The sequence below is a fragment of the Agromyces sp. Marseille-P2726 genome, from assembly GCF_902809835.1.
GTDB lineage: Bacteria > Actinomycetota > Actinomycetes > Actinomycetales > Microbacteriaceae > Agromyces.
Genome location: NZ_CADDWM010000011.1, coordinates 181,797 through 193,730, shown reverse-complemented (window position 1 = coordinate 193,730; position 11,934 = coordinate 181,797). Strand labels below are relative to the sequence as shown.

12 protein-coding genes and 1 tRNA gene are annotated in these 11,934 nt (G+C 70.1%); 8 read left to right on the top strand and 5 right to left on the bottom strand.

Going from position 1 to position 11,934, the window contains the following annotated elements:
• Positions 1-80 precede the first annotated feature (80 nt).
• The 3 genes from HUS56_RS05305 to HUS56_RS05295 form a co-directional block, all read right to left on the bottom strand.
• Positions 81-157 (bottom strand) — tRNA-Pro (locus HUS56_RS05305).
• 102 nt (positions 158-259) lie between these two features.
• A complete protein-coding gene (locus tag HUS56_RS05300; protein WP_173922339.1) occupies positions 260-1,246 on the bottom strand; it encodes a metallophosphoesterase in 987 nt (328 codons plus the stop codon).
• A 7-nt stretch (positions 1,247-1,253) separates the two neighbouring features.
• On the bottom strand, positions 1,254-3,812 hold the full coding sequence (locus HUS56_RS05295; protein WP_254431304.1) for a transglycosylase domain-containing protein: 2,559 nt from the start codon (positions 3,810-3,812) through the stop codon (positions 1,254-1,256).
• A gap of 113 nt (positions 3,813-3,925) precedes the next feature.
• Here HUS56_RS05295 and HUS56_RS05290 point away from each other — a divergent pair, with 113 nt between their 5' ends.
• The 3 genes from HUS56_RS05290 (at position 3,926) to HUS56_RS05280 (ending at position 5,775) form a co-directional block, all read left to right on the top strand.
• Positions 3,926-4,159: a hypothetical protein gene (locus HUS56_RS05290; RefSeq protein ID WP_173922337.1), complete on the top strand. Its 234-nt coding sequence runs from the start codon at positions 3,926-3,928 to the stop codon at positions 4,157-4,159.
• Positions 4,159-4,629, top strand: coding sequence for a RidA family protein (locus HUS56_RS05285; protein ID WP_173922336.1), 471 nt, complete (start codon positions 4,159-4,161; stop codon positions 4,627-4,629). Before HUS56_RS05290 ends, HUS56_RS05285 begins: the two co-directional genes overlap by 1 nt.
• A 387-nt stretch (positions 4,630-5,016) precedes the next feature.
• Positions 5,017-5,775: an endonuclease domain-containing protein gene (locus tag HUS56_RS05280; protein WP_173922335.1), complete on the top strand. Its 759-nt coding sequence runs from the start codon at positions 5,017-5,019 to the stop codon at positions 5,773-5,775.
• Positions 5,776-5,969: 194 nt separating this feature from the next.
• Here HUS56_RS05280 and acs read toward each other — a convergent pair whose 3' ends face one another.
• Positions 5,970-7,925, bottom strand: a complete 1,956-nt coding sequence (acs, locus tag HUS56_RS05275; protein ID WP_173922334.1) for an acetate--CoA ligase — start codon at positions 7,923-7,925, stop codon at positions 5,970-5,972.
• A gap of 506 nt (positions 7,926-8,431) precedes the next feature.
• Here acs and HUS56_RS05270 point away from each other — a divergent pair.
• From HUS56_RS05270 to HUS56_RS05250, 5 genes are all read left to right on the top strand, one after another.
• Positions 8,432-9,499, top strand: a complete 1,068-nt coding sequence (locus HUS56_RS05270) for a TadA family conjugal transfer-associated ATPase (RefSeq protein WP_173922333.1) — start codon at positions 8,432-8,434, stop codon at positions 9,497-9,499.
• A complete protein-coding gene (locus HUS56_RS05265) occupies positions 9,496-10,506 on the top strand; it encodes a type II secretion system F family protein (RefSeq protein WP_173922332.1) in 1,011 nt (336 codons plus the stop codon). The genes HUS56_RS05270 and HUS56_RS05265 overlap by 4 nt, the downstream gene beginning before the upstream one ends.
• Before the next feature lie 70 nt (positions 10,507-10,576).
• Complete coding sequence (locus HUS56_RS05260) at positions 10,577-10,801, top strand: DUF4244 domain-containing protein (RefSeq protein ID WP_173922331.1); 225 nt, start codon at positions 10,577-10,579, stop codon at positions 10,799-10,801.
• 16 nt (positions 10,802-10,817) lie between these two features.
• The gene (locus tag HUS56_RS05255) at positions 10,818-11,126 is read left to right on the top strand and encodes a TadE family type IV pilus minor pilin (protein WP_173922330.1); all 309 of its coding nucleotides are present in this window, start codon (positions 10,818-10,820) and stop codon (positions 11,124-11,126) included.
• A complete protein-coding gene (locus HUS56_RS05250) occupies positions 11,123-11,521 on the top strand; it encodes an Rv3654c family TadE-like protein (RefSeq protein ID WP_173922329.1) in 399 nt (132 codons plus the stop codon). Before HUS56_RS05255 ends, HUS56_RS05250 begins: the two co-directional genes overlap by 4 nt.
• Positions 11,522-11,530: 9 nt before the next feature.
• Here the strand turns inward: HUS56_RS05250 and HUS56_RS05245 are convergent, their stop codons facing one another.
• Positions 11,531-11,767, bottom strand: coding sequence for a hypothetical protein (locus HUS56_RS05245; RefSeq protein WP_173922328.1), 237 nt, complete (start codon positions 11,765-11,767; stop codon positions 11,531-11,533).
• Between the last annotated feature and the right edge of the window lie 167 nt (positions 11,768-11,934).

The following is an 11,934-nucleotide window of genomic DNA, read 5'->3' as shown; positions in this document are numbered from 1 at the left end:
CGGCGCCCTGGTCACCGGTCGCGGGACCGGGTGCGACGAAAGAAGGCTCCCTCGCACGGAGGGAGCCTTCTCGCAGGTGATGGTCGGGGTGACAGGATTTGAACCTGCGACCTCGTCGTCCCGAACGACGCGCGCTACCAAGCTGCGCCACACCCCGGTGGCCCCGAAGAGCCTCCACAAGGATAGCCGATAAAACGCGGCCCCCCGACCACGGCGGCTGCCGCGGCATCCGTCGCCGTCAGTCGATGCGCGGGCTCGGTTAGTCGGCGGGAACCAGCGTGAGCAGCGACGCCTCGGGTGGGCACGCGAAACGCACCGGCGCGTAGATCGACGTGCCGAGGCCCGCGGACACGTTGAGGAACGCCGACCGCAGCCCGTGCCGCCACACGCTGAGCCCCTTCGCCTGCTGGCGCGGGATGTCGCAGTTCGTGACGAGTGCGCCGAATCGGGGCAGGCACACCTGGCCGCCGTGCGTGTGGCCGGCCAGCATGAGCTGGGCTCCATGGTTCACGAACGAGTTCAGCACCCGCTGGTAGGGGGCATGGGTGACGCCGACCGTGACGGTCGGGCGGCGGCGGTCGGTGACGGATGCCTCGTCGGGCCACGTGTCGTCGCCGAGTGGGTCGTTCGCCCGCAACTCGTCGATGGCGCCCGCGATGACGTCGAGGCGGTCGTAGCCGCGGTGCGGGTCGTCGACGCCGAAGAACTCGAAGCGGGTGCCCCGGATGTCGAAGCTGGTCGCGGCGTTGTCGACGTCGGCCCACCCGAGCTCGCCGAAGAACTCGTGGAGCGCACCGATGTCGAGCACCTTGGGGCGGCTGCCCGGCCCTGATGGACCGCCGAAGTAGGCGATGGGGTTCCGTATCGCGGGGCCGTAGTAGTCGTTCGACCCGTTGACGAAGACGCCTGGGATGCCGCGGAACGGCTCGAGTGCGTGTCGGACGCCCTCGAGTCCCCGCTCGTGGCCAAGGTTGTCGCCCGTGTTGACGACGAGGTCGGGTTCCAGTTCGGCAAGGCCCCGCACCCACTCCTGCTTGTCACGCTGCCACGGCGCCATGTGCAGGGCGGAGAGGTGCAGCACGCGAACCGGTTGCGCGCCCGGCGGCAGCCCCGGGACATCCGCTCGCCTGAGGGTCCAGCGCGTGCGCTCGATCAACGCACCCCAGGCGAACGCTCCCGCCGCTGCTGCGGCGATCGTGAGCGTGATCGCCGCAGCAGGGGAGGTGCGCGTGCTCGTGGCAGACACTCGTCGGCTAGTCTCCGTCGGAATCGTTGCCGTTGCCCGGGCCCCCGCCGCCGCCGAAGTTCACGGTGACGTCGTCACCACGCTTGGCCGGGGTGCCGGGCGCCGGGTTCTGGCTCTCGACGACCGCCGTCGGGTTGCCTCCGCCGCCCTTCATCTTCAGCCCGGCGGCGTCGAGTGCCGCCTTCGCCTGCAGGGCGTTCATGCCCGTCAGGTCGGGAACGGTCGTCGCATTGCTGTTGCCGTTGCTCGTGAAGACGCGGATCGTGCTTCCGCGACCGGCCTGACCCGAGGGGTCGGTTCCCGTCACGGTGCCGGCGGGAAGGTTCGAGTCCTGCTGGCCGCCGTCCTCGAAGACGAAGCCGGCGTCCTCGAGCGCCTGCTTGGCGGCGTCGAGCGACAGGCCCACGACCTGCGGGATGTCGACCATGACCTGCCGGAACGCGCTGGCGTCGGGCTCGGGGAAGTCCTCGCCGCCGTACTTGTTGTCGGCGGTCTCCATGATCCACGGCCAGATGCGGTGACGCGCGGTCGCCGCGCTGCCGCTGTCGAAGCTGACGTTGCGGAGGTTCGTGCGGTTGTCGCCGCCGGTCACGTTGCCCACCCAGACGGCCGTGGCGGCCGTGGTGCTCGAGCCGACCATCCACGTGTCGACCGCGTTGTCGGTCGTACCCGTCTTGCCGAGGTGCGCGACACCGGTGCCCGTGTTCGACGCGTCCGCGGTTCCGCCGTTGAAGGTCTGCTCCATGGCGTAGGCCATGGCGTGCGCGACCTCGGGCGTGACCGACTGGGTGCACGTCGACGCGGGCGGCGTGATGTCCTCGCCCTTGGCGTTGATGATCCGGTCGATGGCGATCGGCGTGCAGGTCATGCCGTTGTTGGCGATGCCGGCGAAGCCGGCCGCCATGGTCAGCGGCGCGAGCTCCTGCGTGCCGAGCACGTCGGAGGGGTTCATCTGCAGTTCGAGACCGTCGGCGCGGTGCATGCCGAACGCCTGTGCGGTCTGCTTGATCTTGCAGAGGTCGAGCTGCTCGGCCATCGCCATGAAGGCCGTGTTCACCGAGTACTTCGTCGCGTTGACCGCATTGTTGGCGTTGGTGCCGTCGTCATTGCGCGGGTTGAAGCTGCCCGACCAGTTGCCCTCGCAGCTGTCGGTGAACGACGTGAAGGTGCGCCGCGATCCGTTGAAGGTCTCGCTCAGCGAGTGGCCGGCGTTCAGCCATTCCGCGAGCGTCCACACCTTGTAGGTCGAACCCGGCTGGAAGCCGCTCGAGCCGCCGTACTCGTAGTCGGTGGCGTAGTTCACCGCGCTGTAGACGGGGCTGGAGGCGAGCACGTCGGGGTCGTTGGAGAAGATCTTGTTCTGGGCCATCGCGAGGATGCGGCCCGTGCCGGGCTGCACGGTCACGGCCGAGGACCCTACGTCGAACCGGTCGTCCCAGTAGGGGACGTTCTCGGTCATCGCGGCCTCGGCAGCGGCCTGGAGGTCGAGGTCGAGCGTCGTGAAGACCTGCAGGCCGCCCTGCTGCAGCATCTGCACGCCCTCGTTGACGTCTTCGGTGGTGGGGTCGTCGTAGTTGTTCTTGATGACCCACGTCACGTAGTCGCAGAAGAACGCGCTGCCGCCCGCGCTCTGGCAGCCCGTGCTCGGCTCGGTGATCACGGGCGCCACCGGCGTCGCCACGGCGACGTCGTACTCCTCCTGCGTGATCCTCGTCTCCTTGAGCATCTGCTCGAGGATGTAGTCGCGGCGCTGCTTGTTCTCGGCGTACGGCACCGGCTGCCCGTCGACGACGGTGGCCGCCCCGTTCGTCTCGCTATCGGGTCGGTCGAGACGGAACTTCTCGGGGTGGTTGACGATCGCGATGAGGCTGGCTGCCTCGGCGAGCGTCAGCGTGGCGGCCGTCTTGCCGAAGTAGTACTGCGCCGCCGACTCGATGCCGTAGACGCGGCCGCCGAAGGCGGCGATGTTGAGGTAGCCCAGCAGGATGTCGTCCTTCGAGAACTTCTTCTCGAGGGCGATCGCGTATCGCATCTCCTTGAGCTTGCGCTCGGGTGAGGTCTCGGTCGCCGCAGCGTACGCGGCATCCTTCTCCTCCTCGGTCTTCGCCTCGCGCACGCCGTTGTTGATGAGCACGTTCTTCACGTACTGCTGCGTGATCGAGGATCCGCCCTGGACGTCCTGGTTCAGGACGTACGTGCTCAGCGCACCACGGATGGTGCCCTGGAGGTCGACGCCGCCGTGCTCGTAGAACCGGGGGTCCTCACCGGCGATCGCGGCATCCTTCACGTACTGGCTGATGCTGTCCCAGGGGACCTCCTCCCGGTTCTCGTCGAAGAACGACGCGAGGTGGATGGGCGTGCCGTCGGCTGCGGTCGCGTAGATGTCCGTCTTCTCCGAGAGCTCGCCGATGTCGAGGTAGCCGGGCAGGTTCTCGAACATCGAGATGCTGTTGTTCGCAGCCAGACCGGTCACTGCGAGAGCCGGGGTCACTGCTGCCGTGACGAGGACACCGGCGAGAGCGCTCAATCCGACGAAGCCGAGGATGCCGGAACCGACGTCGCTCATCGTACGTTTTTGGGCAGACATATAGTGGAGCTTAACTGAGAAGGCTGGCAAAACCCGCCATGGCGGGCGGAGTGCCGTGCCCGAGATCACCACCGGCCGAGACGAGGGAACGCATGCCGTCCTGGGAGTACATCACCACCCCCCTGCTCATCCACAACACCGCCGCGATCCTGAACAACTGGGGCTCCCAGGGATGGGAGCTCGTGCAGGTCGTGCAGGGGCCCGAGGGCGGGCTCGTCGCGTACCTGAAGCGTCCCGTCGGCGGCGAGGCGTCGGCTGAGGCCTCGGCCGGCCTCGCGGCGTCGGCCGAGGCGGCCAAGCAGTTCGAAGGCGAAGGTCACGCCTGATGGCGGGCTTCGAGGCCCGCCTCGCCGAGCTCGGCATCGACCTTCCCGAGGTCGCACCGCCGGTGGCGGCCTACGTGCCCGCCCTCGTCACGGGCTCGTACGTCTACACGTCGGGCCAGCTCCCGTTCATCGCGGGCGCCCTGCCCGCCACGGGCAAGGTCGGCGACGGACACGGGCTCGTTCCGGCCGACGACGCCAAGGAGTACGCGCGGGCCTGCGTGCTGAACGGGCTCGCCGCGGTGCGCGCCGAGCTCGGATCGCTCGATCGGGTCCGGCGCATCGTGAAGCTCGTCGGGTTCGTGGCATCCGACCCGTCGTTCACCGGGCAGCCGGGCGTCGTCAACGGCGCGTCCGAACTGCTCGGCGAGATCTTCGGCGAGGCCGGTCGACACGCGCGATCGGCGGTCGGCGTGGCGGTGCTGCCGCTCGACGCGCCGGTCGAGGTCGAGCTCGTCGTCGAGTTCGCGTAGGCGCAGGTCGCCGCTGCCCGGGGCGGCGCAGCCCCGGCGCCACGGCCTGCCACGTCGGGTTCGTAGGACGTTTCGGTCTTCGTAGGACGATCAGGGATGTGGGCGTCCTCCAAGCAGGCGTTTGTCCTACATACGAAGTTTCCTGCGCTCTCCGAGGTTGCCGGGACGTGCGCGGAGTCCGTGCCTCTCGCCCTCCACAGGGTGCGAGCACCTCAACCAGCTCACCGGTCGGCCGGATTCGCCACGAGCGCCGATGCCGGCGCGAAGACTGGAATCGTGGCATCGATCGAAACCACTCTGGGCACGCTCAACGCTGCTCACCGACGCACGCTGCGAGACGCCGGTGTCGCGCCGAAACATCTCAGGGCTGCACTCGATGCTGGAACGGTGAGGTCCGTGCGCCGCGACTGGATCGTCGGTGCCGAGTGCAACCCGCTCGTCGAGCGTGCCCTCCATGCCGGCGTGACCCTCGCCTGCGTTTCAGGAGCGGCGGTTCTCGGGATGTGGGATGTCGATCCACCCGATATCCACGTCACAGCTGCACGGAACTGTCCGCGAATCGATCGAACGCCACTGGCCGCCTTCGCCCACGACGAACGGAAGCTCCTCGTGCACTGGACGCGGACGCCGACGGCCCCGACCGAGCCGCGTGTTCGCCCCATCGTCGACGGCCTCCCGCGCATCCTCAGGCAGATCGCCCGGTGTCAGCCCCTTGATCAGGCGGTGGCCGTCTTCGACTCGGCTGTGCGTCGCGGAATCACGTCGATGCCCGAGCTGCGCGGGCTCGCGGCATCCGACTCGGTGATGCTCCGCGTCGTCGAGCACGTGCACCCGCTCGCAGACAGCGGCATCGAATCGATTCCGCGGGTGCGACTCGCCCAGCGAGGCGTCGCGATGATCCCGCAGGTCGTGGTCGACGGCCACCGGGTCGACGGACTGGTGGGCGAGCGGCTCGTGCTGCAGTTCGATGGGTTCGGGCCGCATCGTTCGCGCAAGCAGCGCAACAAGGATCTCCGCGAGGACGCCCGCCTCGTTCGCCGCGGATACGTCGTGCTGCGATTCGGTCGTGACGCGGTGGTTCACGAGTGGCCGATGATCGAGTCGGCCGTGCTGAGCATCATCGCTCAGGGTCGTCACAACTGGTGAACGGATGCCGCGGCGGAGGGTGTCCGCGTGCAGATGCCGCGGCACCGCGCAGCCCCGGGCATGTAGGACGAGCGGGGATTCGTAGGACGCTCAGGCGTCGTCGCGTCCTACGAATCCCCGTGTGTCCTACAAAGCAACGTGCGGGGCGGAGCACCGTGCGGGTGGAGCACCCCGTGGGGTGAAGCACGTGCGGGTCACCGCACCTGGGCGCTGATGACCTCCATGATCGAGGTGTCGGCGAGCGTGGTGGTGTCGCCGACCTGACGACCCTCTGCGAGGTCGCGCAGGAGTCGGCGCATGATCTTGCCCGAGCGCGTCTTGGGCAGCTCGTTGACGATGAACACCTGGCGCGGCCGGGCGATCGCGCCGATCTGCACGGCGACGTGCTTGCGCAGCTCCTCGGAGGCGTCGTTCGGGTCGGTGATGTGCGAGACCTGGCTGGCCTTCAGGATCACGAACGCGACGACCGCCTGGCCCGTGGTCTCGTCGGACGCCCCGACGACGGCGGCCTCGGCGGTCCACGGGTGCGCGACGAGCGACGACTCGATCTCGGTGGTCGAGAGGCGGTGGCCCGACACGTTCATGACGTCGTCGACACGACCGAGCAGCCAGATGTCGCCGTCCTCGTCGCGTCGGGCGCCGTCGCCGGCGAAGTACTTTTCGCCGTACTTCTCCCAGTACGTCTGCTTGAACCGTTCGGGGTCGCCCCAGATGCCGCGCAGCATCGCGGGCCATGGCTCGGTGATGACGAGGAAGCCGCCGTTCTCACCGTCGACGGGTTCGCCCTCGTCGGTGAGGATGTCGACCTCGACGCCGGGGATCGGCGCCTGCGCGCTGCCGGGCGTCAGGTCCATGACGCCGGGCAGGGGCGAGATCATGATCGCCCCGGTCTCGGTCTGCCACCAGGTGTCGACGACAGGGATCGAACCGCCGCCGATGACCTCGCGGTACCAGATCCAGGCCTCGGGGTTGATCGGCTCGCCGACCGAGCCGAGCACTCGCAGCGAACGCAGGTTGAACTGCTGCGGGATCTGTCGGCCGAGCTTCATGAACGACCGGATGGCGGTGGGCGCCGTGTACAGGATCGAGACCTTGTACTTCTCGACGATCTCCCACCAGCGGCCCGGGTGCGGCGTGTCGGGCGTGCCCTCGTAGAGCACCTGCGTGGCGCCGTTCGCGAGCGGTCCGTAGACCACGTAGGAATGGCCGGTGACCCATCCGACGTCGGCGGTGCACCAGAACACGTCGGTTTCGGGGTGCAGGTCGAACACGTACTTGTGCGTGAACGATGTCTGCACGAGGTAGCCGCCCGACGTGTGCAGGATGCCCTTCGGCTTTCCGGTGGTGCCCGACGTGTACAGGATGAACAGCGGATGCTCCGCGGGGAACGCCGAGGGCACGTGCTCGTTCGAGGCATCCGTCACCGTCTCGTGCCACCAGAGGTCGCGACCCTCGGTCCACTCGATCTCGTTCTCGCCGCGACGCACCACGAGCACGTTGCGCACCGTGCCGCCCTCGGTCTTGGCGAGCGCCTCGTCGACGACGGGCTTCAGCGGGAAGACCCGGCCCTTGCGGAAACCGCCGTCGGCGGTGATGACGAGGGATGCCTCGGCGTCGTCGATGCGCGACGCGAGGCTGTCGGAGCTGAATCCTCCGAACACGACGGAGTGGATCGCGCCGATGCGCGCCACGGCCAGCATGGACACGACCGCTTCGGGGATCATCGGCAGGTAGATGGCGACGCGGTCGCCCGACCCGATTCCGAGGCTCTCGAGCACGTTCGCGGCGCGCTTCACCTCGTCGGTGAGCTGCGCGTACGTGATGTCGCGGCTATCGCCCGGCTCGCCCTCCCAGTGGATGGCGACGCGATCTCCGAGGCCGGCTTCGACGTGGCGGTCGAGGCAGTTCACCGCCACGTTGAGCTCGCCATCGTCGAACCACTTGGCGAACGGGGGATTCGTCCAGTCGAGCGTGCGCGTGAACGGCTTCTCCCACTGCACGAGTTCGCGGGCCTGGTCGGCCCAGAACGCGAGGCGGTCGGCGCGTGCCGCCTCGTAGAGGGCGGGGTCCGCGACGGACTGGGCTGCGAACTCGGGGCTCGGCCGGAAGCGGCGGATCTCCTCGAGTGCGTGGTCGATCTGAACGGTCATGGTTCTGCGGTCGCTCCTTCGCGAGAGTTCATCGGTGGGTCGCCTGCCCCTCCAGCACACTACCTCCCGGTCGCGCGCTCGTCGCAATGCGCCGGTCATGGAGCGACCCACGAGGTCGGGGGCACCCGGCCGGCCGACTTCCGGGTCACCCAGGGCGCTCTTCCGAGCAGCCGTGAGAGCGGTTACTGTGCCTTTGCGCAAGAAAAACTGTATGTCCGCACAAATGAGGACGGGTAATGCTTGCGCATCTTTCACCAACCCGTATGCTGAGTACCGCCCGAACACTCGTTTCGTGGCCTGCAGCGATTGTGATTCCCCCCAATCCTTGCGCTGCCGAGGCGGCACCTGTTCCCCCCAATGGGTGCCGCCCCCTTCTGTCTTCACGGCACTTCTCGTAGTGTGCGGCGTGAGCGAGTCCTCCTCCACAACGGCGTGGAGGAGGCTCCGATCCCACGCTTCGACTCAGCACGGCGGCGGCGTCCGACGCCGCTTCGTACGGTCGTCGCATGACCATTCCCTTCGTCGCGAGCCCGTCATGGCAGCACGGGTCGCACGGCGCCGGCGGCGGCGGCGCGGGCGCGATCGAGCCCGGCGTCACCGGCGTGGTCGACACCGATCTCGCGCGGGCGGCCAGTGCGGTGCCGTCGCCGCTCGCCGACCTCGCCGAACTCGGCCCGCTCGCCGCCTTCGCCGCGTCCGGACCGGTGACCGACCTCTTCGTGAACGGCGCGCGCGGGCTGTGGATCGATCGAGGCTCGGGTCCGGTGCGCGAGCCCGAGTGGTCGGCCGACGACGACGAGGTGCGGGCGCTCGCCGTGCGACTCATCGCCCGGGGCGGCCGTCATATCGACGAGGCGACGCCCGCCGTCGACGTTCGCCTGGGCCGCGGCATCCGTGTGCATGCCGTGCTGCCACCGGTCTCCACGGAGGGAGCGCTCATCTCGGTGCGGGTCCCGCGGGCGGCCGGATTCCCCCTGGCGGCGCTCGCGCGCGCGGGCATGCTCGACACCACCCAGGAGTCGATGCTGCGCGACGCCGTCGCCGAGCGCAGCAATCTGCTCATCACGGGCGCCGGCGGCACCGGCAAGACGACCCTGCTCGCGGCGCTGCTCGGCGAGGCACCCGAGCGCGAACGCATCGTGCTCATCGAAGACGTCGCAGAGCTCACGGTCACGCACCCGCACGTCGTCTCCCTCGAGGCTCGGCAGGCGAACCTCGAGGGCAGCGGGCGAGTCGGGCTCGATGCGCTGCTGCGCGAGGCGCTCCGCATGCGGCCCGATCGGCTCGTCGTCGGCGAGTGCCGCGGTGCCGAGCTTCGCGAACTCCTCGCCGCCCTGAACACCGGCCATGACGGCGGTGCCGGCACGCTGCACGCGAACTCGCTCGCCGACGTTCCCGCCCGACTCGAGGCGCTCGGGTCGACCGCCGGACTCCCGCCCGACGCCGTCGCGCGGCAGACCGTGAGCGCGTTCGACCTCGTGCTTCACCTCGAACGCGTCGACGGGCGCCGGCGCCTCGCGCAGGTCGGGCGTTTCGCGCTGCGCGAAGACCGACTCATCGTGGAGCCGCTGTGACGGGGCTCGCGGTGCGCTCCCCGTTGCTCGCCCGGGTGCGCTCGCGGCTGCGCCGCGCCGACCCGGCCGCAGGCGTCGACACCGTCGCCGCCGTGGCCGAGCGGGTGGCGGCGCTCCTGTCGGCCGGGGTGCCGGCACCATCCGCGTGGTCTCACGTGCGCGAGCGGCGTGCGGGCACGGCCACCGACCTGCCCGCGACCCTCGACGCCGAGCATGCCGTGCTCGACGCCGCCGCCGACGCCGCCGGCCGGGGCGACTCGGTCTCCGGTGCCATCGCCGCGGCCCTTCGGAACCAGCCGGCCGCATCCTCCGAGTGGTCGGTCCTCGGCGCCGCGTGGTCGGTCGCCGTGGCCTCGGGAGCCCCGCTCGCCGCGAGCCTCCTGACGTTCGCGGCGGCGCTTCGCGACGAGGCCCAACTGCGGCGCGAGGTCCGCAGCGCGCTCGCCGGACCGCTCGCGAGTGCGCGGCTCGTGACGGCACTGCCGCTCATCGCCGTGGCGTTCGGCGTCCTGCTCGGCTTCGACACGCTCGGGGTGCTCTTCGGCGGCCCGGTCGGCATCGCCTGCGTCGTGGTCGGCGCGGCGCTGTTGTGGGCGGGCCGCTCGTGGAGCATGCGACTCGCACGCCGGGCGTCGCGCTCGAGTGCTGGGGCCGGTCTCGACCTCGAGCTCCTGGCGATCGCGATGTCGGGCGGCGCCTCGGTCGAGCGTTCGAGGGCCCTCGTGGCCGAGACGCTCGCGGCTCATCGCATTCCCAACGACGACCATCGGGCGCACGAGGTGATCGCGCTCGCCGAGCGCGCGGGGGCGCCGATCGCCGACCTGCTTCGTGCCGAGGCGTTCCGTGTCCGCCGAGTCGCACGTGCCGAGGGCGCCGTGCGTGCGGCGGCCCTGGGTGCCCGGCTCATGCTCCCGCTCGGGGCCTGCGTGCTCCCGGCGTTCGTGCTGCTCGGGGTCGTCCCGCTGCTCGTCTCGGTCGTCTCGGGCACGCTCGGCGGTGCCGCATGATCGCCGCGACGCCCATGAACTCGTGCCGCCCATCCGCCGGGAGACCGGCACCACAGGAAGGAACACCAGAATGCAGCATCCCATCAGCGACGCACGACGGCCCGGCCGCGTGCGACGCGCCTGCACCGCCGTCGTACGCCGACTCGCGGGCGAGCGCGGTGCAGCGACCGCGGAGTACGCCGTGGCCACCATGGCGGCGGTCGGCTTCGCCGGGCTCCTCGTCGTCATCCTGCGGGGCGACGAGGTCCGCGGCATCCTCACCGATCTCGTTCGGAATGCGCTCACCGTGGGCTGATCGCGACCGGGGCCGCGTGACGGCCGAGTTCGCCGTCGCGCTGCCCGCCGTCGCGCTGGTACTCGCCGTATGCCTGGCGTCGGTCGTGCTCGTCGCGCAGCAGGTGCGGTTGACGGATGCCGCGGCCGACGCGGCGCGGGCGCTCGGCCGCGGGGAGTCCGCAGCCGAGGCCGGAGCGATCGCCGATCGGGTCTCGGGTGGCGCCTCCATCGCAACGTGGAGCGAGGACCCGTTCGTCTGCGTGGCGCTGAGCGCACCGGGTCACGGCCTGCTCGCGGCCATCGAGCTCCGGGCGGAATCGTGCGCCGTCGGCGAGGGACGATGACGACGGCGGCATCGGGCCGGGATTCGGCGGCCCATCGGGCGGCGACCGGGTGGCGCTGTCGCGAGCGAGGCGCCGCCTCCGTGCTCGCCGTCGCGATCGTGGGTGCGACCCTGGCGCTGACCGTGCTGGTCGTCCCGTTCGCCGCAACCGCGGTGCTGACCCAGCGCGCCGAGAATGCGGCAGACGCGGCCGCGCTCGCGGCGGCCGACGCGCTCTCGGGCGCCCTGCCCGGCACGCCGTGCACCCTCGCCGTGGTCACGGCCGCACGGAACGGAGCGAGGCTCGTGTCGTGCGAGGTCGACGGCCCTGCGGCATCCGTCACCGTCGTGATGTCGGCGCTCGGCATCGAGTTCGCGGCCGCGGCTCGAGCCGGGCCGCCCGGCTGGACCGAATGAACGGCCGCGTCAGTCGAACACGGTCTCCACGTAGCGGTAGTCGACCGCGGTCGGGCGATCGTCGTCGTCGCCGCTGAACTCGAGGCCCGCACCCCTGGTGTAGATGTACCGCTTTCCCTTGTCGGCGTTCAGCTCGAGTCGCGGACGGGGATCGCCGGTGTCGAGGAAGGCAGTCGAGACCGTCTTGCCCTCGAGCGGACCGTCGATCAGCTTCGCGGTGTACGAACTCGTGGAAGAGGTGTCCATGCCGTCCATTCTCCTCCGCCCACCCGCCACGGCAAGGTCCGGGAGCACGACATTGCGGCGATCCGCCGACCCACGTGGGATACGCTCACGGTCAGTGTGTGTATCGTGTGCCTGTCGGCGGAGTGCTCGCGGGTAGACGGCACACCGCTCGGGGGTACGGCACGGAT